This is a genomic window from Actinocorallia aurantiaca (genome assembly GCF_039533685.1).
Taxonomy (GTDB): Bacteria; Actinomycetota; Actinomycetes; order Streptosporangiales; family Streptosporangiaceae; genus Actinocorallia; species Actinocorallia aurantiaca.
On record NZ_BAAATZ010000003.1, the window covers coordinates 247,843 to 272,607 of the forward strand.

General features: G+C 70.9%; 28 protein-coding genes and 1 pseudogene. 25 read left to right on the forward strand and 4 right to left on the reverse strand.

The genetic code is table 11. From position 1 onward, the window contains the following. Positions 1-46: 46 nt before the first annotated feature. The 3 genes from ABD327_RS04285 (at position 47) to ABD327_RS04295 (ending at position 2,240) form a co-directional block, all read left to right on the forward strand. On the forward strand, positions 47-145 hold the full coding sequence (locus ABD327_RS04285; protein ID WP_012854759.1) for a 30S ribosomal protein bS22: 99 nt from the start codon (positions 47-49) through the stop codon (positions 143-145). 170 nt (positions 146-315) lie between these two features. Then, complete coding sequence (locus tag ABD327_RS04290) at positions 316-1,317, forward strand: NAD-dependent epimerase/dehydratase family protein (RefSeq protein WP_425547055.1); 1,002 nt, start codon at positions 316-318, stop codon at positions 1,315-1,317. Beyond that, positions 1,314-2,240: a lysophospholipid acyltransferase family protein gene (locus ABD327_RS04295; RefSeq protein WP_344448805.1), complete on the forward strand. Its 927-nt coding sequence runs from the start codon at positions 1,314-1,316 to the stop codon at positions 2,238-2,240. Before ABD327_RS04290 ends, ABD327_RS04295 begins: the two co-directional genes overlap by 4 nt. A gap of 30 nt (positions 2,241-2,270) precedes the next feature. On the opposite strand, the gene ABD327_RS04300 is transcribed toward ABD327_RS04295, so the two are convergent. Further along, a complete protein-coding gene (locus tag ABD327_RS04300) occupies positions 2,271-3,143 on the reverse strand; it encodes an HAD family hydrolase (RefSeq protein WP_344449076.1) in 873 nt (290 codons plus the stop codon). A 236-nt stretch (positions 3,144-3,379) separates the two neighbouring features. Between ABD327_RS04300 and ABD327_RS04305 the strand changes: the two genes are divergently transcribed. The 8 genes from ABD327_RS04305 to ABD327_RS04340 all read left to right on the forward strand — a co-directional run bounded on the left by ABD327_RS04305 (position 3,380) and on the right by ABD327_RS04340 (position 11,417). Continuing rightward, positions 3,380-4,708: a putative quinol monooxygenase gene (locus ABD327_RS04305; RefSeq protein ID WP_344448806.1), complete on the forward strand. Its 1,329-nt coding sequence runs from the start codon at positions 3,380-3,382 to the stop codon at positions 4,706-4,708. Next, entirely contained in the window at positions 4,705-4,938 is a 234-nt protein-coding gene (locus ABD327_RS04310; RefSeq protein WP_344448807.1) for a glutaredoxin family protein, read from the forward strand. The genes ABD327_RS04305 and ABD327_RS04310 overlap by 4 nt, the downstream gene beginning before the upstream one ends. A gap of 187 nt (positions 4,939-5,125) precedes the next feature. Beyond that, entirely contained in the window at positions 5,126-5,827 is a 702-nt protein-coding gene (locus ABD327_RS04315) for a redox-sensing transcriptional repressor Rex (protein WP_344448808.1), read from the forward strand. After that, complete coding sequence (locus tag ABD327_RS04320; RefSeq protein WP_344448809.1) at positions 5,824-7,149, forward strand: glutamyl-tRNA reductase; 1,326 nt, start codon at positions 5,824-5,826, stop codon at positions 7,147-7,149. Before ABD327_RS04315 ends, ABD327_RS04320 begins: the two co-directional genes overlap by 4 nt. After that, positions 7,146-8,048, forward strand: coding sequence for a hydroxymethylbilane synthase (gene hemC / locus ABD327_RS04325; RefSeq protein WP_344448810.1), 903 nt, complete (start codon positions 7,146-7,148; stop codon positions 8,046-8,048). Before ABD327_RS04320 ends, hemC begins: the two co-directional genes overlap by 4 nt. After that, a complete protein-coding gene (locus ABD327_RS04330; RefSeq protein ID WP_344448811.1) occupies positions 8,045-9,589 on the forward strand; it encodes a bifunctional uroporphyrinogen-III C-methyltransferase/uroporphyrinogen-III synthase in 1,545 nt (514 codons plus the stop codon). Before hemC ends, ABD327_RS04330 begins: the two co-directional genes overlap by 4 nt. Then, positions 9,586-10,554, forward strand: a complete 969-nt coding sequence (gene hemB / locus ABD327_RS04335; RefSeq protein ID WP_344448812.1) for a porphobilinogen synthase — start codon at positions 9,586-9,588, stop codon at positions 10,552-10,554. Before ABD327_RS04330 ends, hemB begins: the two co-directional genes overlap by 4 nt. A 191-nt stretch (positions 10,555-10,745) precedes the next feature. Further along, a complete protein-coding gene (locus tag ABD327_RS04340; protein WP_344448813.1) occupies positions 10,746-11,417 on the forward strand; it encodes a bifunctional DNA primase/polymerase in 672 nt (223 codons plus the stop codon). A 95-nt stretch (positions 11,418-11,512) separates the two neighbouring features. Here ABD327_RS04340 and ABD327_RS04345 read toward each other — a convergent pair whose 3' ends face one another. Next, positions 11,513-12,235, reverse strand: coding sequence for a hypothetical protein (locus tag ABD327_RS04345; protein WP_344448814.1), 723 nt, complete (start codon positions 12,233-12,235; stop codon positions 11,513-11,515). Positions 12,236-12,324: 89 nt separating this feature from the next. Here ABD327_RS04345 and ABD327_RS04350 point away from each other — a divergent pair, with 89 nt between their 5' ends. Then, positions 12,325-12,645, forward strand: a complete 321-nt coding sequence (locus ABD327_RS04350; protein ID WP_344448815.1) for a hypothetical protein — start codon at positions 12,325-12,327, stop codon at positions 12,643-12,645. On the opposite strand, the pseudogene ABD327_RS37415 reads toward ABD327_RS04350, so the two are convergent. Further along, a pseudogene (locus ABD327_RS37415) lies at positions 12,528-13,211 on the reverse strand (serine/threonine-protein kinase); the annotation flags it as partial. The gene ABD327_RS04350 and the pseudogene ABD327_RS37415 sit on opposite strands and share 118 nt — an antisense overlap. Positions 13,212-13,394: 183 nt before the next feature. Between ABD327_RS37415 and hemL the strand changes: the two are divergent. The 8 genes from hemL to ABD327_RS04395 all read left to right on the forward strand — a co-directional run bounded on the left by hemL (position 13,395) and on the right by ABD327_RS04395 (position 20,356). Then, positions 13,395-14,702, forward strand: coding sequence for a glutamate-1-semialdehyde 2,1-aminomutase (gene hemL / locus ABD327_RS04360; RefSeq protein ID WP_344448817.1), 1,308 nt, complete (start codon positions 13,395-13,397; stop codon positions 14,700-14,702). 18 nt (positions 14,703-14,720) lie between these two features. Continuing rightward, positions 14,721-15,353: a histidine phosphatase family protein gene (locus ABD327_RS04365; protein WP_344448818.1), complete on the forward strand. Its 633-nt coding sequence runs from the start codon at positions 14,721-14,723 to the stop codon at positions 15,351-15,353. Positions 15,354-15,405: 52 nt separating this feature from the next. Continuing rightward, a complete protein-coding gene (locus ABD327_RS04370; RefSeq protein WP_344448819.1) occupies positions 15,406-15,948 on the forward strand; it encodes a TlpA family protein disulfide reductase in 543 nt (180 codons plus the stop codon). Then, entirely contained in the window at positions 15,945-16,697 is a 753-nt protein-coding gene (locus ABD327_RS04375; RefSeq protein ID WP_344448820.1) for a cytochrome c biogenesis CcdA family protein, read from the forward strand. The genes ABD327_RS04370 and ABD327_RS04375 overlap by 4 nt, the downstream gene beginning before the upstream one ends. Then, a complete protein-coding gene (gene resB / locus ABD327_RS04380) occupies positions 16,698-18,221 on the forward strand; it encodes a cytochrome c biogenesis protein ResB (protein ID WP_344448821.1) in 1,524 nt (507 codons plus the stop codon). A gap of 4 nt (positions 18,222-18,225) precedes the next feature. Next, entirely contained in the window at positions 18,226-19,170 is a 945-nt protein-coding gene (gene ccsB, locus ABD327_RS04385) for a c-type cytochrome biogenesis protein CcsB (protein ID WP_344448822.1), read from the forward strand. A 62-nt stretch (positions 19,171-19,232) separates the two neighbouring features. Then, positions 19,233-20,036 carry a hypothetical protein gene (locus ABD327_RS04390; protein WP_344448823.1) on the forward strand — a complete coding sequence of 268 codons (804 nt, stop codon included), beginning with the start codon at positions 19,233-19,235 and terminating at the stop codon, positions 20,034-20,036. Positions 20,037-20,047: 11 nt separating this feature from the next. Continuing rightward, a complete protein-coding gene (locus tag ABD327_RS04395) occupies positions 20,048-20,356 on the forward strand; it encodes a hypothetical protein (protein WP_344448824.1) in 309 nt (102 codons plus the stop codon). Here the strand turns inward: ABD327_RS04395 and ABD327_RS04400 are convergent. Continuing rightward, positions 20,353-20,550: a BldC family transcriptional regulator gene (locus ABD327_RS04400; RefSeq protein WP_106397192.1), complete on the reverse strand. Its 198-nt coding sequence runs from the start codon at positions 20,548-20,550 to the stop codon at positions 20,353-20,355. The genes ABD327_RS04395 and ABD327_RS04400 overlap by 4 nt on opposite strands. A 271-nt stretch (positions 20,551-20,821) precedes the next feature. Here ABD327_RS04400 and ABD327_RS04405 point away from each other — a divergent pair, with 271 nt between their 5' ends. The 5 genes from ABD327_RS04405 (at position 20,822) to ABD327_RS04425 (ending at position 24,765) form a co-directional block, all read left to right on the forward strand. After that, positions 20,822-21,772 carry a threonine ammonia-lyase gene (locus ABD327_RS04405; protein ID WP_344448825.1) on the forward strand — a complete coding sequence of 317 codons (951 nt, stop codon included), beginning with the start codon at positions 20,822-20,824 and terminating at the stop codon, positions 21,770-21,772. An 82-nt stretch (positions 21,773-21,854) separates the two neighbouring features. Further along, complete coding sequence (locus ABD327_RS04410) at positions 21,855-22,091, forward strand: DUF4229 domain-containing protein (RefSeq protein WP_344448826.1); 237 nt, start codon at positions 21,855-21,857, stop codon at positions 22,089-22,091. Positions 22,092-22,100: 9 nt separating this feature from the next. Further along, positions 22,101-22,814, forward strand: coding sequence for a demethylmenaquinone methyltransferase (locus tag ABD327_RS04415; protein ID WP_344448827.1), 714 nt, complete (start codon positions 22,101-22,103; stop codon positions 22,812-22,814). Between the two features lie 229 nt (positions 22,815-23,043). Beyond that, positions 23,044-24,294, forward strand: coding sequence for a geranylgeranyl reductase family protein (locus tag ABD327_RS04420; RefSeq protein ID WP_344448828.1), 1,251 nt, complete (start codon positions 23,044-23,046; stop codon positions 24,292-24,294). Positions 24,295-24,405: 111 nt separating this feature from the next. After that, positions 24,406-24,765, forward strand: a complete 360-nt coding sequence (locus tag ABD327_RS04425; RefSeq protein WP_344448829.1) for an NADH-quinone oxidoreductase subunit A — start codon at positions 24,406-24,408, stop codon at positions 24,763-24,765.

A 24,765-nucleotide genomic window follows, 5' to 3' on the forward strand; every position in this document is an offset into this window, starting at 1 on the left:
TGACGGTCATCTCGGCGATGGCCGGGGATCGTATGAGTGAGGTTTCGTGGGCTCCGTTATCAAGAAGCGTCGTAAGCGGATGGCGAAGAAGAAGCACCGCAAGCTGCTGAAGAAGACCCGCGTTCAGCGTCGTAACAAGAAGTGAACACGCCGCTCGACCAGCCGTAAGGGGTGGGCCGCAGAGTGGCCTCCATGCGTGCCTCAGACCCTGACGACCCCCGGGAGTCCCCGGAGCACGGAGAGTGCCCGGAGGGCTCCGCCGGGGGCGGTTCCCCACGTGTGTCGGGCTCGGCCCGTGTCGTACTGGTCACAGGTGTGTCACGGTTCCTCGGCGCTCGGGTCGCCAACACGCTGCAGGCCGATCCGGGCATCGAGCGGGTCATCGGCGTGGACACCGTCCCGCCGGCCGGGCCGCTCGGCCGCACGGAATTCGTCCGGGTGGACATCCGGACTCCGAGCATCGCCAAGGTGATCTCCTCCGCCCGGGTCGACACGGTCGTGCATCTGAACCTGGTGACCTCCCCGTCCGGACAGCGGTCCGCGACGAAGGAGATCAACGTCATCGGGACGATGCAGCTGCTCGGCGCCTGCCAGCGGTCTCCTTACACGCGCAAGCTGGTCGTGCGCTCCTCCGCGGCGGTCTACGGCTCCTCGCCGAAAGACCCCGCGGTCTTCACCGAGGACTCGCACGCGGCCGTGCCTCCCTCCTCGGGCTACGCCAAGGACGCCCTCGAGGTCGAGGGCTACGTCCGAGGTCTGCAGCGCCGCAGGTCGGACCTGACGGTCTCGGTCCTGCGGTTCGCCAACTTCCTCGGCGCGGGCGTCGACTCCCCGCTCACCAGGTACCTCCGGATGCCGGTGGTGCCGACGGTGCTGGGTTTCGACCCGCGGCTGCAGTTCCTGCACGAGGACGACGGCGTCGAGGTGCTGCGCCGGATGACGGTGGAGGACCATCCCGGCGTCTTCAACGTGGCCGGCGACGGCGTGCTGCTGCTCTCCCAGTGCCTGCGCAGGGCGGGGCGGCAGCAGCTGCCGCTGCCCGGGCCCGCGTTCGGGCTGGTCGGCGACACCGGCAAGCGGACGGGCGGGCTGCCCGGTTTCTCCGACGAGCTGAGGCGCTGGCTCACCTACGGGCGGGTCGTCGACACCACGCGGCTGGTCGAGGAGCTCTCCTGGCGGCCGAAGTACGGGTCGGAGGCGGCTTTCAACGAGTTCCTGCAGGCCCACGGGATGAGCAACTCCCTCCCGTTGGGGCTGTTCGATCTGGTGACCGGCTCCCTTCCCGGGGCGCCGGGACGAGGGGGCGGTGTCAGATGATGAACGCGTACGGCGAGGACGGCCCCCCGGGGCCCGCCCTCGCGCAGGTCATCCCCCTGAACGTCAACCGGCCTCCCGAGCCGGAGCGGCACCCGCTGGAGAAGGCCGCGGCCTCGGGCCTGGCCTTCCTGCGGCGGCGGATCGCCGGCGAGTACGAGGTCGACGAGTTCGGGTTCGACCCCGACCTCAACAGCTCGGTGCTGCTGCCGCTGGCGCGGCTGCTGTACGAGCACTGGTTCCGGGTGGAGCTGCACGGCCTGGAGAACATCCCCGAGCACGGCGGCGCGCTGCTGGTCGCCAACCATTCGGGGACCATCCCGCTGGACGCCGTCATGCTCCAGGTCGGCCTGCACGACACTGTCGACCGGAACCTGCGCCTGCTGGGCGCCGACCTGGTCTACCAGGTGCCCTTCCTGGCCCATCTGGCCCGCAAGTCCGGGCACACCCTCGCCTGCCCCCAGGACGCCGAGAGGCTGCTGGGCCAGGGCGAGCTGGTCGGGGTCTTCCCCGAGGGCTTCAAGGGAGTGGGCAAGCCCTACTCCGAGCGCTACCGGCTGCAGCGGTTCGGCCGGGGCGGTTTCGTCGCGACCGCGCTGCGCGCCGGGGTGCCGATCATCCCCTGTTCGGTGGTGGGCGCAGAGGAGACCTACCCCAAGGTCGCCGACCTGCGGCCGCTGGCCCGGCTGCTGGGCCTGCCGTACTTCCCGATCACCCCGACCTGGCCGCTGCTGGGCCCGCTGGGGCTGGTCCCGCTGCCGTCCAAGTGGATGGTCCGGTTCGGCGAGCCGATCCCGCTGGAGGACTACGAGGCCGAGCAGGCCGACGACCCGATGGTGGTATTCGACCTCACGGACCAGATCCGCGAGACGATCCAGCACCAGCTCTACGACCTGCTACTGCGCCGGGGCCCGGCCTTTCTCTGAGCCGGGGCCTCCGGCGCGTCCGGCTCCGCCTCAGGCGGTCCCGCGGTAGTGGCGGCGCAGCGCCATGCCGGCGGCCACGCCGCCGGCCAGGGCGCCCGCGCCGGCCGCCGCGGGCAGCGCGATCAGCGTGACCTTGCGCCCGGTGCGGAAGTCGTGGACGGGCCATTCGCCGACCCTGGCGCGCTCGCGCAGCTCGCCGTCGGGGTTGACCGCGTGCGGGTAGCCGACGGCGGTGAGCATCGGCAGGTCGTTGTGGGAGTCGCTGTAGGCCGAGCAGTTGGCCAGCTCCAGCCCCTCCTTGAGGGCGAGCGCGCGGACCGCCTCGGCCTTGGCGGGCCCGTGCAGCAGGCTGCCGACGAGCCGGCCGGTGTAGTGCCCGTCGACGGTCTCGGCGACGGTGCCCAGCGCGCCGGTGAGGCCCAGCCGGTTGGCGATGACCTTGGCGATCTCGACGGGGGTCGCGGTGACCAGCCAGACCTGCTGACCGGCGTCCAGGTGCGCCAGGGCCAGGGTGCGGGTGCCCTGCCAGATCCGGTCGGCCATGACGTCGTCGTAGATCTCCTCGCAGAGGTGGACGAGGTCGTCCACCGCCATGCCCGCGACGAAGGACAGGGCGGTCTCCTTGGCGCTGCCGATGTGGTCGGCGTTCTCGGAGCCGCGCAGCCGGAAGGCGGCCTGGCCCCAGGCGAACATCGCGAGGTCGCGGGTGGTGAACAGCTTGCGCTTGGCCAGCCCCCGCGCGAAGTGGTAGATCGACGCGCCGCGGATCATCGTGTTGTCGACGTCGAAGAACGCGGCGCCCGTGGGGTCGGGCACGGGCCACGTCACCATCTCCGCCGCCTCGGCGGCCACCTTGCCCGCGCTCACCGGATCCGTCGCCTGCCGTTGCCAGAAGTGCCGCATGCTCACGTCTTTTCTTCGCTGGGCCCCGGAACCGCTACCGGCGAGCCTGTTTCCCCTGAGTACAGATCTACCCGACCCTTCGGGCCGACACAATGATCTCGGTTGCGGCCCGCCTCCCCATCCTCACCCTAGGTACCGCCGAGTAGGCCCGGCAACGCCTTCTCAGATGGAAATACGGTGAGAAGTTGGCCTCCCGGTACGCCTCAGCTTGATTCATCGGGCACCATGGGGGCGCGATGGTCGAAGGAATACTGGCTCTGGCGGCGACCCTGGCAGCCCTCGTGGGCGCCGGGTCGCTGGTTCAGAGCGCCCTGAAGGAGAAGCGGATCCACCTGTGGGCCTGGGCAGGGGCCACCGGTCTGGAGGGGCTCGCCCTGGTCGCCATCGCGATCGGATGCTTCGCCGGCTTCGGCGGGTTCACCTTCCGGACCATGGCGGTCACCGGGGCCCTGCTGGCTCCGGTCTGCATCGCGGTCGGCGCGATCGAGTTGTGCGTCAAGCCGCTGCAGGCCCGTTTCGCCGCCCGGCTGATCGCGGTCTCCTACTCGCTGGTCGCGGTGGTCATCCTCGTCTTCGACCCGCTCAAGAGCGGAGTGCTGGGCGATTCGGTGCCCGATCCCGGCGACGTCTACGGGCTGCTCCCCGGCTGGCTGCTGACCGGTGCGGTGGTGCTGGTGATCGTCGCGCTGGCCGCCGCCGCGGTGACCACCGTGGTCCGCTCGCAGAAGCGGGACAAGGAGGCCTACGACCTGATGGTCCCGTCCGCCGTCGCGGTGGGCGCGGGCCTGGTCAACCTGGTGGCGGTCGGGTACCTGCCCGGCCTGCTGAAGATCGTCGGCCTGGCCTCGGCCGCGGGCCTCGTCTGGTTCGCCGCCTACCGCACCACCGTCACGGAGGACGCGGACGACGACGAGGAGGCCGGGGACCGCAGGTCCGGGGACCGCCGTGAATCCCGTAGAGAACGCCGAGACCTCGAGGAGAAGGAGGCTGAGGACGAGATGGCGTACGAGCCGCCGCGTTCCCACCGCGCCCGTCCCGACACCCACGGCATGATGCGGCCCGAGCCGCCTCAGCCGCCGCGGCACACCGGCTCCCGGCCGCTGCCCCCCCAGCCGCCGCTGCCGCCGCAGCCCGCGGTGCCCCAGCCCGCCATGCCGCAGCACGGCGCGCCGACGCTCCACTCGACCGGCCCGGTGGTCGGCGACGACTGGTTCGCCCCGCCCCCTCCGCCGCCGCAGCCGTCCCGGATCATGGGCCCCTACGGCCAGATGGTGGTCTACACCCTGCTGGACGGCCGGGAGCAGCCCTTCGACCGGCAGGTCAACCAGCTCATCGGCCAGGCGGTCCAGGCCGAGCCGGGGATCCTGATCTTCACCTGCCACGAGGTGGAGGGCGCGCCGACCCAGCGCATCTCCTACCAGCTCTTCCGCGACCGCGAGGCGTTCGAGGAGCACCAGTCCCAGCCTTACGTGCACCGGTTCCAGGCCGAGAGCCGCACCCACGTGCTGGCCACGAACGTGATCGACCTGAAGCTGACCGGCGGAAGCCTCCCGGTGCTGCGATGATCACGCTGCTGTCCCGTCCCGGCTGCCACCTGTGCGACGACGCCCGCGCGGTCGTCGAGCGGGTCGCGGCGGACACCGGCGAGCCCTGGGAGGAGAAGGACATCACCCGGGACGAGGAACTGCTGCGCGAGTACCACGACCACATCCCGGTGACCCTGGTCGACGGGAAGCAGATCGACTTCTGGCGAGTGGACGAGCGGCGGCTGCGCCGGGCGCTGGCCGACAGGTGATCATGTGTCGGGAGAAGAGAGAGTGTGTCTCTTTTGTCACATCGACACGAAGACCGCGCCTGTCAACGGGGAGAATTTCCTAGAACGCGATTCGGCGACTTTGTGCGTTCGTTCACAATGGGGTTAACCTGAAGGAAACGCGCCTCCCCTCCGGGGGAGGCAGTGCAGAGAGGCCACGCCACCCGCGATGAACCCCCGGCAGACGAACGCGAAGGCCTTCAAGGACTCCTCCAAGGGGATCCCGGAAGCCACGGTGGCGCGGCTTCCCGTCTACCTGCGGGCCCTTCAGGGCCTGAAGGAGCGGGGCGTCGAGACGGTCTCCTCGGAGGAGCTGGCGGCGGCGGCCGGGGTGAACTCCGCCAAGCTGCGTAAAGACCTGTCCCACCTCGGCTCGTATGGCACACGCGGGGTCGGGTACGAGGTTGAGTACCTCGTGTACCAGATCTCACGTGAACTCGGTCTCACCCAGGACTGGGTGGTGGCCATCATCGGGGTGGGTAACCTTGGCCGCGCCCTCGCAGGTTATGGGGGGTTCGCGTCCCGGGGCTTCCGGGTGGCCGGGCTGCTCGACGCCGACGCCTCCATCGTCGGCGAGCGCATCGCCGGACTCACCGTGGAGCACACAGACAAGCTGGAGACCATCATCAAGGACCAGGGTGTGTCCATAGCCGTCATCGCCACGCCCGCGGCGGCGGCTCAGCCGGTGTGCGACCGCGTGGTCGCCGCCGGGGTCACCAGCGTGCTCAATTTCGCCCCCGTCGTCCTCAGCGTCCCCGAGGGCGTCGACGTCCGCAAGGTCGACCTGTCGATAGAACTGCAGATCCTCGCGTTCCACGAGCAGCGTAAGGCCGGCGGACCCCATGAGGAGTACATCGAGGTACATCCATGAGCCTGCTAGTCGTCGGTCTGAGCCACAGGTCAGCCCCCGTCACACTGCTGGAGCGGACGTCGATCACGGGTGACGACCTGGTCAAGCTGCTGCACGAGGTGCACGAGGCGGTCAGCGAGGTGATGATCGTCTCGACCTGCAACAGGGTCGAGGTGTACGCCTCGGTGGACAAGTTCCACGGCGGCGTCCAGCTGATCTCCGAGTCGCTCGCGCGGCACTCCGGCGTGCCTCTCGAGGAACTGTCCCGGCACCTGTACGTGCACTACGAGGACAGGGCGGTCCAGCACGCCTTCACGGTCGCCTGCGGGCTGGAGTCGATGGTCGTCGGCGAGGGCCAGATCCTCGGCCAGATCCGCGCCGCCTTCCGGCTGGCGCAGACCGAGGGCACCATCGGGCGCACCCTGCACGAGGTCGTCCAGCGGGCGCTGCGGGTCGGCAAGCGGGCGCACTCCGACACCGGCATCGACCAGGCGGGGGCGTCGCTGGTCAGCGTCGGGCTCCAGGTCGCCGAGAACCACCTGGGGGACCTGTCCCGGTGCGGGGCCCTGGTGATCGGCGCGGGCGCGATGAGCGGCCTGGCCGTGGCCACGCTGGCCCGGGCGGGCGTCGCCGAGATCGTGGTCGCCAACCGCACCTACGCCAAGGCCGAGCGGCTGGCCGACTCGGCGCGGACCACCGGCGTCCCGGCCCGCGCGCTGCGGCTGGAGGACCTCGACGGGGAACTGAACTCCGCCGACCTGATCGTCTCCTGCACCGGCGCCGGGCTGATGATCAGCCGGGAGCAGCTCGTCCCCGGACGCCGCTTCATCCTCGACCTCGCCCTGCCGCACGACGTCGACCCGGAGGTCCGCGCCGTCGAGGGCACCGGCCTGGCCGGCCTGGAGGACCTGCGCACCGCGGAGGAGTCCGCGCGGGCCATCGGCCCCGAGGCGGTGGAGGCGGTCCGGCAGATCGTCGCGGACGAGGTGGCGGCCTTCCTGTCCGCCGCCCGCGCCGCCGCCGTGGCGCCGACCGTGGTCGCGCTGCGCACCCGGGCCGCCGAGGTGGTGGAGCTGGAACTGGCGCGGCTGCGCGCGAAGCTCCCCGGCCTCGACCCCAAGACCGAACACGAGCTCGCGATGACCGTCCGGCGGGTGGCCGACAAGCTGCTGCACGCCCCGACCGTCCGGGTCAAGGAGCTGGCCTCCTCTCCCGGCGGCGACTCCTACGCCGACGCGTTGCGCGAACTCTTCGACCTCGACCCCTCGGCCCCGCAGGCCGTGACCCGCGCCGACCTGCCCGCACCCAAGGGGCCGGAGCGGCAGGAACGGAGCAAGGCGTGAGCACTCTGAAGCTGGGCACCCGCAAGAGCCTGCTGGCGATGACCCAGTCGGGAATGGTCGCCGACGCGCTGACCGAGGCCACGGGACGCGCCGTGGAGCTGGTCGGGATCACCACCGAGGGCGACGTCAACAAGGCGCTGCTCGCCCAGATCGGCGGCACCGGCGTGTTCGTCAACCGGCTGCGCGAGGAGATCCTCGCCGGCACGGTGGACTTCGCCGTGCACTCGCTGAAGGACCTGCCGACCTCGCCCGCCGAGGGCATCGAGCTGGTCGCGCTGCCGCCGCGCCACGACCACAGGGACGCGCTGTGCGGCCCCTGCCGGCTGGCGGACCTGCCTGTCGGCGCGAAGGTCGGCACCGGCTCGCCGCGCAGGGTCGCCCAGCTCCGGGCGCTGCGCCCGGACCTCGAGGTGGTCCCGATCCGCGGCAACGCCGACACCCGGCTGGCCAAGGTCACCGACGGCGAACTGGACGCGGTGGTGCTGGCCAACGCCGGCCTGACCAGGATCGGCCGCACCGGGCAGGTCGGCGAGCTCTTCGAGCCCGAGCTGATGCTGCCCGCCCCCGGGCAGGGCGCGCTCGCGGTCGAGTGCCGCACCGGCGACGCCGAATTGATCGAACTCCTCCGCGTGCTGGACGACCCGGACACCCGGGCGGCCGTCACCGCCGAGCGCACCGTCCTCGCGGTGCTCGAGGCGGGCTGTTCCGCTCCGGTGGGCGCGTTCGCACGGGTGGAGAACGAAGTACTGAGCCTGACCGCCGCGGTCGTCTCCCTGGACGGCGCGAGCCAGATCAGGCTCTCCGCTAGCGGCCACCCCGAACGGGCCGTGGAGCTGGGCAGGGAGCTCGCGGCCCAGCTCTTCGACCAGGGGGCCGACAAGCTGATGGAGGCACCATGACCGTCACTTTCGTAGGACTCGGACCGGGTGACCCCGGCCTGCTGACACTGCGTGGAGCCGAGGCGCTGGGCCGCGCGGACACGGTCGTGGTGAACCGTTCGAGCTGCCCTGCGGAAGTGCTCAGGCACTGCGCTCCCGAAGCCGAGATCGTCGACGCGGACGAGCGCGACGCGGTCAAGCTGGTGCTGGCGGCCGCCCGCGACGGAGAGGTGGTCCGACTGGTCTCCGGGGACTCCGGGCTGGGCGGCAAGGCGGCCCGGGAGGCCGCCGCGTGCGCCGACGAGAAGATCCCCTTCGAGGTCGTCCCGGGGGTGTCGGCGGTGACGGCGGTCCCGCAGTTCGCCGGGTTCCCGCTGCGGGACGAGCGGACCCGCGAGGTGCGGGTGATCGACGTGTCCGACGGCGGCGTGGAGTGGGAGTCCGTCGCGGGAGGCGACGCGACCCTGGTCATCCTGGGCGCCGAGGGCCATGTCAGCGAGGTCGCCAAGCGGCTGATCTCGGCGGGCCGCAAGGACTCCACCCCGGCCGCCTGCACCAGCCTGGGCAGCACCACCGAGCAGGAGACGGTGGTGACCACCCTCAACCGGCTGTACGCCGAGACCAAGGGCATGGAATCCCCGGCGCTGATCGTGGTCGGCGACGTGGTGAACTGGCGGAAGAAGCTGTCCTGGTTCGAGACCAAGGCGCTGTTCGGCTGGCGGGTCCTGGTGCCGCGCACCAAGGAGCAGGCCGCCGACCTGTCGGAGCAGCTGCGCTCCTACGGCGCGGTGCCCGAGGAGGTCCCCACCATCTCGGTGGAGCCGCCGCGCACCCCGCAGCAGATGGACCGGGCCATCAAGGGCCTGGTGACCGGACGCTACGAGTGGGTGGTCTTCACCTCGGTCAACGCGGTGAAGGCGGTGCGGGAGAAGTTCGCCGAGTACGGCCTGGACGCCCGCGCCTTCGCCGGTCTGAAGGTCGCCGCGGTGGGCGACCAGACGGCGGCCTCGCTGGTGGAGTTCGGGGTGCAGCCCGACCTCATGCCGCCGGTCAACCAGTCGGGCGAGGGCCTGGTGGAGATCTGGCCGCCCTACGACGAGGACCTGGACCCGATCAACCGGGTGCTGCTGCCGCGCGCCGACATCGCCACCGACCGGCTGATCTCGGGCCTGACCGAGCTGGGCTGGGAGTGCGACGACGTCACCGCCTACCGGACGGTCCGGGCGGCCCCGCCCCCGCAGCCGATCCGCGAGGCGATCAAGGGCGGCGGGTTCGACGCGGTGCTGTTCACCAGCTCCTCCACGGTCAAGAACCTCATCGGCATCGCCGGCAAGCCGCACAATGTGACGGTCATCGCGGTCATCGGGCCGCAGACCGCCAAGACCGCCGAGGAGTACGGCCTGCGCGTCGACGTGATGGCCGAGAAGCCTTCCATCACGGACTTGGCGGTCGCCTTGGCGGAGTACGGTGCAAAGCGGAGAGCCGCCCAGATCGAGGCGGGCGAGTCGCTGCGCAAGCCCAGTCAGATGCGGCGGGGGGCCCGGAAGAAGAGGTTCACATGATGATCGAGCGTCCGCGCAGGTTGCGCCGGTCGGCCGCGCTGCGCCGGCTGGTGGCCGAGACCCGGCTGAACCCGGCCGAGCTGGTCCTGCCCATGTTCGTCAAAGAGGGCATCGACACCCCGGCCGAGGTCTCCTCGATGCCGGGCGTGTACCAGCACACCCTCGACAGCCTGCGCAAGGCGGCCCACGAGGCCGCCGAGGCGGGGGTCGGCGGGCTGGTGCTGTTCGGCATCCCCGCGGAGAAGGACGAGCGGGGCTCGGCGGCCGACGACCCGAACGGGATCATGCAGCGGGCGCTGCGCGACCTGTCGTCCGACCTGGGCGACGCGATCGTCCTGATGACGGACCTGTGCCTGGACGAGTACACCTCGCACGGCCACTGCGGTCTGCTCACGCCGTCCGGCGAGGTCGACAACGACCCGACGCTGGAGCGGTACGCCTCGATCGCGGTGGCACAGGCCGAGGCGGGCTCCCAGGTGGTGGCGCCCAGCGGCATGATGGACGGCCAGGTGCGGGCGATCCGCGCCGCGCTGGACGGGGCCGGGCACCAGGACGTCCCGATCATGGCCTACTCGGCGAAGTACGCCTCCGCCTTCTACGGCCCGTTCCGCGACGCCGCCGAGTGCGCCCCGCAGTTCGGCGACCGCGCCGCCTACCAGCAGGACCCGGCCAATGCCCGGGAGTCGCTGCGCGAGGTCCGCCTGGACCTGGAGGAGGGCGCCGACCTCGTCATGGTCAAGCCCGCCGGCGCCTACCTCGACGTCCTCCGCCAGGTGAAGGACCTCGTGGACGTCCCGGTCGCCGCCTACCAGGTGAGCGGCGAGTACGCGATGATCGAGGCCGCCGCCGCCCGGGGCTGGATCGACCGGGAACGGGCGATCCACGAGTCGCTGGTCTCCATCAAGAGGGCGGGCGCGGACCTCGTCCTGACCTACTGGGCCACCGAGGTCGCCCGGAGCCTGTGAGCGGCTCCTGAGGCGCGTGAGCTCCTCTTCCGCATTCATATGGCGGTGGAACCGCTGTGAACCCCGGCCGAACGGCGGCCGGGGCGGCCTGCGTATAGTCATTTGGGACCGTATCCAGGGGTCGGTGCGCAGGTTTCCCTCGCCTTTCGCCATGATCTGGGGAAAGGCGGTTTCTCCTCGGGGGGCGATAGATGTTGGCGGTCACCCGCAGTACTCGCGCTAAGAACCAGCAGGCCAAGGAGCAGCGGGCCAGGGAGCAGCGGGCCGCGGCCGGGGAACGGCTGGTCGAGGCGGCCCGGGAATACGCGGCGAGGGGCTGGGCCACCGTGACGGGGGCGTCCGCGCCCGCCGCCGGCGACCGGGCCTGCTCCTGCGACCGGATCGGCTGCCCCGACCCGGGCGCGCACCCGGTCTCGACGGGCTGGGCGCGCCAGGCCACCACCGACCGGGAGACGCTCGACCGCTGGTGGGAGCGCACCCCCGACGCCAACGTGATCCTGCCCACCGGCCGGGTCTTCGACGTGTTCGACGTCCCCGCCGAGACGGGTCTGGCCGCCCTCTCCGCGATGGCCGCCGCAGGGGCCGAGGCCGGGCCCGTCGCGGCCGTCGGCGGCGAGCGCTACCTGTTCTTCGTCGCCACCAGGGGCGCCCCCGAGGACGAGGCCGAGTGGTGGTCCTGCCATCTGGACTGCTCGCCCGAGACCCTCGCCGACACCCCGGGCATGCGCTGGCACTGCCGGGACAGCTACGTGGTCGCGCCCCCGTCCGTCCTGCCGTTCGGACGCGCGGTCTCCTGGGTCAGGCCTCCGGACGGCTCCGGGCTGCCCGACCCGCTGCGCGTGCTGGAGTTCCTCGTCGACTGAGGCTCTCAGGGCCGCTGCGGCCCCTCGGAAGGCATCGAGCCCTCCTTCCCCTCAGGGAAGGAGGGCTCGCCGTGTCCACGGGCCCGTGCGGGCCCTCAGCGCTTCGCGGGGGCCTTGATGGTGATCTTGCCGCCCCACTTGGAGAAGGCCGTGGTGGTGACGACCTTGGGCTTGCCCGCGGCGGTGATGGTCAGCTTGACCTGCTTGGGCAGCCAGTTGGAGCCCACCTGGAGCTCGAAGGAGACCTTGGCCTTGCGGTAGCCGGGCGCGACGGCGTCCAGCCCGGACGCCTGCGGCACGGCGCCGACCCAGCGGTTGCCGTTGCGGGTGACGGTCTGGGCGTCCTCCAGCAGGGCGCTCAGCTCCTCCACGGAGGTGCCCCAGCGGGCCTGCTCGACCAGGACCCCGTAGCCCTTGGCCTTGCCGCCCAGCGGCAGCTTCGCCCAGGCGGCGCCCTGCTGCAGGTAGCCGTCGCCGCCGACGACGACCACCTGCCGCTTCTCCATCTTGGGGCCGGACACCGAGACCTTGTAGGAGCCCTCCTTGGAGCCGCCGCTGACGCTGGTGACCTCCTTGCCCGCCGTCCGGCGGAAGGACAGCGTGAAGGAGCCCTTGTCCGCGGTGGCGTCGGAGATCCGCTCGGCCAGCTCCGAGCCGTCGATCTCCTGGAGCGCGGGGGTGGCCGGGGTGGTGGTCCCGTCGGCGGGCGGTGCGGACGTCGCGGGCCCCGCCAGGTGGGAGGGGGAGAGGGTGGGACCGGCGGCGGGGTCCTCGCCGGAGCCGCTGAGCCCGTAGGCGACGCCGCCGACCAGGACCACGGCGGCGATCCCGGCGCCGGCGAAGAGCAGGGGGCGCCGGTCGCGGCTCAGGTCCGGCGGGGCGGCGNNNCGAGGTCCGGGCCTCGGCCTTGTTCAGGGGCTGGGGGGCGGGCGCGGTGGCGGCCCGCTGGGCCAGCTCCCGCACCCGGGCGCGGCCGCGCTTCTCCCAGTCGGCGCCGAAGACGGGGCTGACCGCCTCGTCCAGCTCGGTGAGGAACTCCACGGCCGAGGCGGGCCGCTTGTCGGCCTCCTTGGCCAGGCCGTGCAGCACCAGGGAGCGCAGCGGCCCGGGCACGTCGATGACGGGGATCGCGGCGTTGCTGTGCGCCCGGTTCAGCGCGCCGATCGAGGTGGCGGGGAACAGCCGCCGGCCGGTCAGGCACTCCACGAACACGCCGGTGGCGGCGTAGATGTCGGTCTGCGGGCTCTGCGGGGCGCCCTGCCAGCGCTCGGGCGCCTGGTAGACCGGGTCGCCCGAGGGCGCGCCCTTGCCGTGCGGCACCCCGATGCCCAGGTCCGACAGCTTGGCCCGCCCGTCGGGGGCGATGAGCACCTTGTCCGGAGAGCAGTCGCCGTGGGTGATCCCCTTGGCGTGCGCGGCGGCCAGGCCGAGCAGGATGTCGCTCAGCACCACCACCGCGGACTCGGGGTCCAGCGGGTCGGTGAGCAGCCTGCGCAGGGGCACGCCCTCGAAGTACTCCGAGACGACGGCGGCGCCGGACCCCCCGTCCACCAGCTCGTAGACCTGGACGAGGTTGTCGTCCTCCAGCTGGGACAGCCGGCCCATCCGCAGGCCGAACTCTTCGTCCCTGATCAGCGCGGGGGACAGGTAGCGGATGGTGACCTGGGTCTTGGTCATCTCGTCCGTCGCGAGCACCTGCCGCCCGGAGGCATCGGCACCCAGCTCTCTTACGAGAGTGAACCCCGGTACCGTCCAGCCTTCCGTCACTTCAGCCCTTCCCTGCCACACCCGCATTTAAGTCGCCTTCATGGGTGGATACCGGCGATCGCCGCCCATGGTCAAGGGAGTTACCCGATTGTGTCAGGTCCGGCACAAGGACGCGTCCGGACGGTAGCCGCCCGCTGGCCTCCGGGCACCCAACGTGATCATGGTGGGACCCGGACGAGGGCGGTCCCGCCACGATGGCAGACTGGTCGGGTGACTTCCACCGAGCGATCTCAGCAGCTGTTCGACCGGGCGCGGGAAGTGGTGCCCGGAGGGGTGAACTCCCCGGTGCGGGCCTTCCGCGCGGTGGGCGGAACGCCCAGGTTCATGGCCTCGGCGCAGGGCCCGTACCTGACCGACGCGGACGGCAACACCTACGTCGACCTGATCTGCTCCTGGGGCCCGATGATCCTGGGCCACGCGCACCCGGAGGTGGTCGGGGCGGTCCAGGCGGCGGCGGCGCGCGGGACGTCCTACGGCGCCCCCACCCAGGGCGAGGTGGAACTGGCCGAGGAGATCGTGGAGCGGACCCCGGTGCAGAAGGTCCGCCTGGTCAACTCCGGCACCGAGGCGACCATGTCGGCGATCCGGCTGGCCCGCGGCTTCACCGGGCGCTCCAAGATCGTCAAGTTCGCGGGCTGCTACCACGGCCACGTCGACTCGCTGCTGGCCGCGGCGGGCTCGGGAGTCGTCACGCTCGGGCTGCCCGACACCCCGGGCGTCACCGGCGCCACCACGGCCGACACGATCGTGCTGCCCTACAACGACGCCGTCGCCCTCGAGGAGGCGTTCACCGAGTACGGCGGCGAGATCGCCTGCGTGATAACCGAGGCGTGCCCGTCCAACATGGGCGTGGTGCCGCCGATCGACGGGTTCAACCAGCTGCTGCGCCGCCTGTGCGACAAGGCGGGCGCGCTGCTGATCATCGACGAGGTGCTCACCGGCTTCCGGGTGACCCGCTCGGGCTGGTTCGGCCGCGAGGGCGTCGAGGCCGACCTGTTCACCTACGGCAAGGTGATGGGCGGCGGCCTCCCCGCCGCCGCGTTCGGCGGCCGCGCCGAGATCATGGACCACCTGGCCCCGGCCGGGCCGGTCTACCAGGCGGGCACCCTGTCGGGGAACCCGCTGGCCACCGCGGCCGGCCTGGCCACGCTGCGCAACTGCACCCCCGAGGTCTACGAGCGGGTCGACCGCGCCGCGTCCCTGGTGGGGCAGTGGGTGACCGACGCGCTGACGAAGGAGGGCGTCCCGCACCGGCTGCAGACCGCGGGCAACCTCTTCTCGGTGTTCTTCACCGCCGAGCGGGTGATGGACTTCACCCAGGCGCAGGGGCAGGACTCGGCGGCCTACGCCGCCTTCTTCCACGAGGCGCTCGCCCGGGGCGTCTACCTGCCGCCCTCCTCCTACGAGGTCTGGTTCCTCAGCGCGGCCCACGACGACGCCGCGCTGGAGCGGATCGCCGAGGCCCTGCCGCACGCCGCGAGGGCCGCGGCGACCAAGACGGGAATGCCCCGGACGTGAAGGTAATCTGATCCCGCCATGACTGAGACCACGATCGTTCATCTTCTGCGCCACGGTGAGGTCCACAACCCGAGGGGCGTGCTCTACGGCCGCCTCCCGGACTTCCACCTCAGCGAAGACGGGCACATGATGGCCAAGGCCGCCGCCGGATGGTTCGCCGGCCGGGACATCGCCGTGCTCTACACCTCCCCCCTGGACCGGGCCCAGGAGACCATCGCCCCGCTGGCCGCCGCGACGGGGCTGACCCCCGTGGTGGACATGCGGCTGATCGAGGCCGACAACAAGTTCGAGGGCGAGGTCTTCCGGATGGGGAGGCTGGCCGATCCCCGGGTCTGGCGCCGGTTCGCCAACCCGTTCAAGCCGTCCTGGGGGGAGCCCTTCCAGGAGGTCGCCGACCGCATGTGGTCCTTCAGCCAGGAGGCGAGGGACGCGGCCCGCGGCCGCGAGGCGGTGTGCGTCAGCCACCAGCTGCCGATCTACACCGCGCGCCGGCTCGCCGAGGGCGTCCGGCTGTGGCACGACCCGCGCCGCCGCCAGTGCGGGCTGGCCAGCGTCACCAGCCTCATCTTCGAGGGCGAGGTCCTCGCCGGGGTCGAGTACGCCGAACCCGCCGCCCACCTGGTCAGGCACCCCAGCATCCCGGGCGCCTGAGCTCCGGGTACAGTCGCGTACTACAGCTTGTAGTGCATGAGGAGTACCGCTGATGATCCGCCGTGCCGTCGTGCCCGCCCTCCTTGCGGCCGTCGCTCTGACGTCGGCCGCAGGCTGCGCCGGAGGCGGCGCGGCGGCCAAGCCGGGTGAGCCGATCCCGGTGGACGACCGCAGGTCCCCCTCCGAGGTCGGAGGAGAGACCGTGGACGGCGGGCGGATCGACCTCGCCTCGTACGAGGGCAAGGTCGTCGTCGTGAACTTCTGGGCCTCCTGGTGCGGCCCCTGCCGGGCCGAGGCGCCCGCGCTGGAGGCGACCTACAAGGAGAACAAGGACGCGGACGTGGAGTTCCTCGGCGTCGACGTTCAGGACACCCGGGACGGCGCCAAGGCGTTCATGCGCAAGTACGGCAGCACCTACCCGAGCCTCTTCGACCCCAAGGGCGAGATCACCCACGCCTTCTCGTCGGTGAACCCGAGCGCGCTGCCGACCACCCTGATCCTGGACCGCGAGGGCCGGGTCGCGGTGCAGTTCCCCGGCAGCGTCAGCAAGTCCCGGCTCGACCCGGCGCTGGCGAAGATCGTCGCGGAGAGATGACCGTCGCGGCGGGCATCGAGGAGACCATCACCAGCGGTGCGCTGGTGATGGCCCTGCCGCTCGCGCTCCTGGCCGGCATGGTCTCCTTTCTCAGCCCCTGCGTCCTGCCGCTGGTCCCCGGCTACCTGTCGTACGTGACGGGCATGACCGGAGAGGACCTCGCCGAGCAGCGCAAGGGCAGGCTCGTCGCGGGCGTCGCGCTCTTCGTCCTGGGCTTCACCGTGGTGTTCATGGCCTACGGGTTCGTGTTCGGCGGCCTGGGCCACTGGCTCTCCTCCTACGAGGAGGTGCTCACCAGGGTCCTGGGCGTCATCACGATCCTCATGGGCCTGCTGTTCATGGGCCTGTTCACCGACCTCCAGCGCACCTTCAAATCCTCTCGCCTGCCCAGTCCGGGCGTGGTGGGCGCGCCGCTGCTGGGGCTGCTGTTCGGGCTGGGCTGGACGCCCTGCATCGGCCCGACGCTCAGCGCCATCCAGGCACTGGCGATGACCGAGGCGACCCCGCTGCGCGGCGGCGTTCTCTCCTTCTTCTACTGCGTGGGCCTGGGACTGCCGTTCCTGCTGACCGCGCTGGCCTACCGCAGGGCGCTCACCGTCTTCGGGTGGGTGAAACGCCACTACCGGCTGGTGATGAGGCTGGGCGGCGGAATGCTCGTTCTGATCGGAGTGCTGCTGGTCACCGGGCTGTGGACCGAATTGAACAATGAGCTGCGGGTCTGGATCGGCGGCTTCGGGACGGTGATCTAGATGAGTCCGACAGGGTGGCTGCGCTGGGGCTGGAGGCAGCTCACGTCCATGCGGACGGCGCTGATCCTGCTGTTCCTGGTGGCGCTGGCCTCGGTACCGGGTTCGATCTTCCCTCAGCGCGGGCAGTCGCCGGAGAGGGTCGCCCAGTACTTCGAGGAGCACGAGAAGCTCGCGCCGTGGCTGGACAGGCTGTCGCTGTTCGACGTGTTCGCGGCGCCGTGGTTCGCGGCGATCTACCTGCTGCTGTTCGTCTCGCTGGCCGGCTGCGTCCTGCCGCGCTCCTGGCAGCTCCTGCAGAACCTGCGCTCCCGCCCCCCGGCCGCGCCGAAGCGCTTCACCAGGCTGCCGCAGCACGCGGAGTTCTCCTCCGCCGAGACGCCGGAGCGGGTGCTGGAGCAGGCCCGCGAGAAGCTGCGCGGGCGTCGTTTCCGCCTGGCCTCGGACGGCGGCTCGGTCTCCGCGGAGAAGGGCTACCTGCACGAGGCGGGGAACCTGGTCTTCCACGTGGCGCTGCTGGCCCTGATCTTCTCCGTGGGCCTCGGCGCGATGTTCGGCTACCGGGGCAACCTGCTGCTGACCGAGGGCAACGGCTTCTCCAACTCGGTGTCCTACTACGCCGAGTACAACCCCGGCCACATGGTCGACCCCGAGGACCTGGCCCCGTTCCAGGTGACGCTGGAGGACTTCGAGGCGACCTTCGTCTCCTCGGGCGCGCAGACCGGGCAGGCCAGGGAGTTCACGGCGCGGATGACCTACCGCGAGGAGCCGGGCTCCGCCGAGCGCTCCGAGACGGTCAGGGTGAACCACCCGCTGGAGGTGTCCGGGGCCAAGATCTACCTGCTGGGCCACGGCTACGCCCCGACCTTCAAGGTCACCGACAGCAAGGGGAACGTGGTCTTCGACGACGCGGTCCAGTTCCTGCCGATGGACTCCGCGACGCTGGCCTCGGAGGGCGTCCTCAAGGCCCCCGACGCCGAACCGCAGCTGGGCTTCCAGATGATGTTCTGGCCGACGGCCGCGCCCTCGCACGACGGCCGGTCGGTCGTCTCCTCCTTCCCCGGGGCGCTGAACCCGATGGCCGCGGTGATCGGCGCGTTCAAGGGCGACCTCGGCATGGACTCCGGCGTCCCCCAGTCGGTCTACAAGCTGGACGCCGAGAAGCTGGAGATGCTGAAGACCGAGCGGAAGGCGATGGCCGTCGGCGAGACGCTGAAGCTCCCCGACGGGGCGGGCGAGATCGCCTTCACCGGGTACAAGGAGTACGTCTCCCTGACCGTCAACTACGACCCCGGCCGCGTCCCCGCCCTGGTCTCGGCCACGCTGGCGATCGCCGGACTGGTCGTCTCGCTGATGACCCGGCGCCGCAGGGTGTGGGTCCGTGCGAGCGCCGGGGAGGACGGGCGTACGGTGGTCGAGGTCGGCGGCCTCACCCTGGGGACCCCCACTGGGGAGTTCGACGACCTGCTGCGCGATCTGCGCCCTGAGGAACCCGAGCCGGTGCCGGCCGGAAAGATCAAGGAGTGACACGGTGGTCGACACCGAACTCGCCGACCTGAGCAACAACATGCTGCTCGGCGCGGTCCTGCTGTACGTGGTCGCGATGCTCGGCTACGCGGCGGATCTGGCCTTCTCCCCCCGCCCTGTGAAGGCGCGCGCCAAGGAGCTGGCCGGAGCCGGTGCTCCTGTGGAGCACGCCGACGGCGCCGCCGCCGTCGTGGACGAGGCCGCGCCGCGCCGCGACTGGGGCAGGTTCGCCGTCCTCGTCACGGTGTTCGGCTGGCTGCTGCACGCCGGCGGAGTGGTCGCCCGCGGCCTGTCGGTGTCCCGCTGGCCGTGGGGCAACATGTACGAGTTCGTGGTGGCGATCTGCCTGGCCGCGGTGACCGCGTACCTGGTGCTGCTGGTCCGCAGCAAGGCGCGCTTCCTCGGCACGTTCGTCATGCTCGCGGCGGTGCTGGGGATGGGCGCGGCGACCATCTGGCTCTACCAGGCGCCCGGCGAGCTGGTCCCGGCGCTGAAGTCCTACTGGATCGCCATCCACGTCGGCGCCGCGATCGTCGCCTCCGGCGGGTTCACCGTCGGCTTCGTGGCCGCGCTGCTGTACCTGGCCGCCGCCCGGCACGAGGAGAAGGGCGGGACGGGCCTCCTCGACCGGCTGCCCAAGGCCGAGGTCCTCGACGGGCTCTCCTACAAGGCGACCATGTTCGTCTTCCCGGTCTGGACGTTCGCCATCATCGCGGGCGCGATCTGGGCGGACGAGGCCTGGGGCCGCTACTGGGGCTGGGACCCCAAGGAGACCTGGTCCTTCATCGTCTTCGCCATCTACGCCGGCTACCTGCACGCGCGGGCGACCGCGGGCTGGAAGGGGCGCAAGGCCGCCGTCGTCTCCGTCGTCGCCTACGCGGCGCTGCTGTTCAACCTGGTCGGGGTGAACATCTTCCTCGAAGGACTGCACTCCTACGCCGACGTTTAATGTGATCTTGTGCTCTTTCACGCTTGAATGGACGGAAGCGTCCATTCAAGCGGGAGAGGGCCATGCGCTGGGGTCGACACCGTAAGACCGCGGACGGTTCCGCGCGGGCCTCCCTCACCGAGACCAGGCCCAGGGAGTCCCAGCCCAGGGACCAGGGCGGGAGGTTCCGCGCCGCGGGGAAGATCGACTACGGCGCCTTCGAGCTGGAAGAGGCACCCGAGGCTGCGGCCCGGGTGCCTCCGCACGCTCCGGACCATCCCTGGGGAGGGGACGGCAGGCTGCACTGCGGTCCGCTGGAGGGCATCCTTCACCGCCAGTGGGATCTCGCCGACGGGACACCCTCTCCCGAGGTCGTCCGCGCCGTGGAGAGCCTCGCCATGCTCCCTGAGAGGCTCAAGCTGAAGCTGGCCGAGGGACTCGAGGGCATCTACGTCGGTCCCGGCGGAGTGCCCGAACTGGACGACATGGGCCATCTCAAGGGCAGGAGACTGCCCTCGGGACGGGCGACATGGGACATCTGCGCGGGCGCCTACGGCAACCGCAAGGTCGTGGTGGGGGACCGCCCCTCGCCCACGCCGGACGTGATGATGCACGAGATCGGCCACGCCCTGGACGACGTGGACGATCCCGAGGGCGGTTGGATCTCCGACACCCACGGGTTCCAGCGGCTCTACGCCGACTGCGCGCCGTTCCTGCAGAGCGACTTCCACCGGCAGCGGGGACAGCTCGGACGGCGCGAGTTCTTCGCCGACGCGTTCGCGGCCATCGCCTCGCACCAGCGTCCCGCCCTCGTCGACATGCTGGGCGGGAACATCCGCCTGGCGCTCGACGTGATGCTCTTCTTCAACCGCAGGTACGGAATCTGAGGGGTACGAGGATGTACGTGATCAGACTCGCCAATGGGAGGCTGCTCGTGCCGCACGGCGAGCTCACCGAGGCGGACGGGATCGTGCAGGCTTACGTGGAGATCGGCCCGGACGATCCGGATTACGAGAGGCTCGCGGAGCAGGCCCGCACCGAGGAGGAGTTGGCCGAGGCGCGCGGCAGGTGGCGGCGCGACGACGAGGCCCTGCGACTGCAGTTCGAGGAGTGGAAGTCCACTCTGCCCGAGGAGGGGGCGGCCGAGGAGGGCCTGCCCGGGGGGACCACCGGTCCCGGAACCCCGCCGGGGCCGGTGGCCGACTAGCGGACTTCCGCCAGCGGTTCGTCTCCGCGCAGCAGCGCGTGCACCTCGGACTCGCGGAACCGTCGGTGGCCCCCCGGAGTGCGGATGCTGCTGATCCGGCCGGCGGCGGCCCAGCGGGTGACCGTCTTCGGGTCTACCCGGAATAGGGCGGCGACCTCACCAGGGGTCAACAGACGCTCACTAGTGCTTTCCACGGATTCTCTCCCCTTTTGTCCCGCTCTGGTCGCGGGTGGATAGATTCCAAGTGTGCCGGGTCGAGACCGATTCATGCCTTGTTTTCGTAAAACATAACTTTGAGTGACGCCATGAGCAGGGGTTATCTCGAAAAGTAACCATGACATGCCTCACAGGAGTCCCGGCGAGCCCATTGACACCAGGCTTGACCATGGAATACGTCGGCAGATGAGGGTTTCGGCCGGTGCCGCCTCCCCTGTGGGGACCGTTCTTACGGATAGGCTCCCGGGCATGTCCGATCTGGTCACATTGGCGGAGATCGAAGCAGCGGCCCGCCGGCTGCTCGGGGTGGCGGTGCGCACTCCGCTCATCCGTTATCCGGGTGAGCCCCTGTGGATAAAGCCCGAGTCGCTGCAGCCGATCGGCGCGTTCAAGATCCGGGGCGCCTACGCGGCGATGACCTCGGACGTCCTCGGGGGAGCGCGCCCTTCGGGGGTCGTCGCGCACTCCAGCGGCAACCACGCCCAGGCGGTCGCCTACGCGGCCAGGGAGCTGGGCGTCCGGGCGGTGCTGGTGATCCCGCACGACGCGCCGGACGTCAAGGTCCGGGAGTGCGTCCGGCTCGGCGCCGAGGTGGTGCTGGTGGACCCGACGATGGAGGCCAGGACGGAGACGGCCGAGCGGCTGGCCCGGGCGCACGGCTACGACCTCATCGCGCCCTTCGACGACCGGAGGGTGATCGCGGGCCAGGGCACCGTCGGGCTGGAGATCATGACCGACGCGCCGGAGGCCGGGGTGGTCCTCGTGCCCGTGGGCGGGGGAGGGCTGCTGGCCGGTACGGCCGTCGCGGTCAAGAGCCTGGGACGCGGCACCAGGGTGGTCGGGGTCGAGCCGGCCCTGGCCGCGGACGCGCGCGACTCCTTCCTGCTGGGCCGCCCGGTGGCCTGGGACGTCAAGGACACCCGGCGGACGGTGGCGGACGCGCTGCGGGTCGACCGGGTCGGGAACATCCCCTTCCAGCACATCGCCGAGTACGTGGACGACATCGTTACGGTGACCGAGGAGGAGATCCGCGAGACGATGCGGCTGCTGGCCGTCAGGACCCGCCTGGTCGCCGAGCCCGCGGGCGCCGTCGCGGCGGCCGCGTTCCTCTTCCACCGCGAGGAGCTGCCCCCGGGCGACGCGGTCGCGGTCCTGTCCGGCGGGAACGTGGATCCCGACCTGTTCTTCTCCCCCTCCTGAACCCGGCCGGCCCGGCTCGGGATCTACCTTGAGGGCACCCTGGACTGAAGCTCGGCTGACCTGCGGATAACCTCGAGGGACCATGCGTTCAGTCATCGTCTACAGCCTCGCGAGGCTCCTGCTGGTCGCGGCCACGGCCGCGATCCTCTACCTCCTCGGAATGAGGGGGCTGCTCAACCTCGCCGTGGCCTTCCTGATCTCCGGAATCGTGAGCTACGTCGTGCTGTCCAGGCAGCGCGACAAGGTCTCCGTCACGCTCACGTCCAAGATGGGGCGCCAGTCAGAGGGCACCTCGGAGGACAAGCCCCTGGCCGATTAGGCTGCTCCCATGACCCGCGCTGATCTGGACAAGAAGCCCTCCGACGTCGCCGCGATGTTCGACCACACGGCCGAGCGTTACGACCTCCTCAACACCCTCATGACGGGCGGCCGGGACCGCGCCTGGCGCAAGGCCGTGGCCAGGGCGATCGACGCGCGTTCCGGGGAGCGGGTGCTGGACCTGGCGGCGGGCACCGGCACGTCCACCGCGGCCATCGCCGAAGGCGGCGCCGACTGCGTCGCGTGCGACTTCTCCCTCGGCATGCTCCAGGTCGGCACCCGTCGCCAGGAGGGCCGGCGCGGTGTGATTTTCGTCGCGGGCGACGCGCTCCGCCTCCCCTTCAAGGACGCCTCTTTCGACGCCGTCACCATCTCCTTCGGGCTGCGGAACGTCGCGGACGTGGACGCCGCGCTGCGGGAGATGCTGCGGGTGACCCGTCCGGGCGGCCGTCTGGTGATCTGCGAGGTCAGCCACCCGACGAACAAGCTGCTCTCGCTGGGGCACGGGTTCCATCTGAAGGTGGGGCTGCCGCTGCTGGCGAAGGCGAGTTCCAACCCCGATTCCTACAACTACCTGGCCGAGTCCACGCTGCGCTGGCCGGACCAGCCCGCGCTGGCGGCGATGGTCGGGGAGGCCGGCTGGGAGGGCGTCCAGTGGCGCGACCTGACCTTCGGGGTCGCCGCCATCCACCGCGCCCGCAAGCCGAAGGACGCGTCGGCCTGAGGCGCCGGTCCGAGGCGCCGGCCTGAGGCCCGGGCGGGAATCCGCCCGGTGAGCGGAGGTCCCGAAAGGCCGGGCGTTTCACCTGGTGAAGTCAGGGACGCTTCAATTACCGAAGAGTAGCAACCTCGTCCGTCCATCCCTTGCGCAACGGGTGTAGCCTCGCAACGAAGGGTGCTTGTGAAGTAGTTCACAAACGCACTTGCCGCAGCGTAGCGAAAAGGGTTGGAAGTTGAGCGAGCATTCCCCCGAAGCCGCCGACGTGATCGTCGTGGGGGCCGGCCCGGCCGGCTCGACCACGGCCTACTACCTGGCGCAGGCGGGCATGAGGGTCCTTCTCCTGGAGAAGGCGACCTTCCCCCGCGACAAGATCTGCGGGGACGGCCTCACCCCCCGGGCCGTGCGGCAGCTCATCGCGATGGGCGTGGACATCAACGCCCCCGGCTGGATCCGCAACAAGGGCCTGCGCATCTACGGCGGGGGGGTGCGGCTGGAGCTCCCCTGGCCCGAGCTCGCCACCTTCCCCGACTTCGGCCTCGTCCGCCCGCGCATGGACCTGGACCAGCTGCTGGCCGAGCACGCGGTGAGGGCCGGCGCCGTCCTGATGCAGGGCACCACGGTCACCGAGCCGATCATCGACGAGCGCACCGACCGGGTGACCGGGGTGCGCACCAAGGACGGCCGGGAGTTCCACGCGCCGCTCGTCGTGGCCGCCGACGGCAACTCCGCCCGGCTGGCACTGGCGATGGGCATCCGCAAGCGCGAGGACCGGCCGATGGGCGTCGCCGTCCGGTGCTACTACGAGACGCCGCGCCACGAGGACGACTACCTCGAGTCCTGGCTGGAGCTGTGGGACGGGGAGAAGCTCCTGCCCGGCTACGGCTGGGTGTTCGGCTGCGGCAACGGCACCTCGAACGTCGGGCTCGGGCTGCTGAACACGTCCAAGTCCTTCCAGAACACCGACTACCGCGAGATGCTCCGCCGCTGGACCGCCGGAATGCCCAAGGAGTGGCAGTTCGACGAGCAGCACGCGACGGGGCCGATCCGCGGCGCGGCCCTGCCGATGGGCTTCAACCGGCAGCCGCACTACTCCCGGGGCCTGCTCCTGGTGGGCGACGCCGGGGGAATGGTCAACCCGTTCAACGGCGAGGGCATCGACTACGCGATGGAGTCGGGCCACCTGGCCGCCGACATCATCGTGCAGGCGCTGGCCAGGCCGACCGCCGCCCAGCGGGAACGGGCGCTGTACGAGTACCCCCGGATCCTCAAGGAGGAGCACGGGGGCTACTTCACGATCGGGCGAATTTTCGTGAAGGCGATCGGCGATCCGCGGGTGATGAAGTTCGCCACCCGGCACGGGCTGCCGCACCCGACGCTGATGCGCTTCACGCTGAAGCTGCTGGCCAACCTGACCGACCCGCGCGGCGGGGACGCGATGGACCGGATCATCAACGCGATGACCCGGATTGCCCCGGATGCCTGACCTATGACTACAACTGAACCCACCGGTACGGACCAATGCGCGTTCTCACTAGGATGATGCAGCTCACACGCGTGAGACAGATCACTGGCTATGAGGGGGGTGTGTAAACCCGTGGACCTCTACTACCCGATCATCGTGCTCGGCGCGCTGGCGGCGGCCTTCGCCATCGGCTCGGTGATCATGGCGGCCTTCACCGGGCCGAAACGCTGGAACAGGGCGAAGCTCGAAGCCTACGAGTGCGGGATCGAACCGACCCCGCAGCCGGTCGGCGGCGGGCGCTTCCCCGTGAAGTACTACCTCACGGCGATGCTCTTCATCGTCTTCGACATCGAGATCATCTTCTTGTACCCCTGGGCCGTCGCCTTCGACGGGCTGGGGATCTTCGGTCTCATCGAGATGGTGCTGTTCATCGTCACCGTCCTCGTCGCGTACGCCTACGTCTGGCGGCGCGGCGGCTTGGAGTGGGACTGA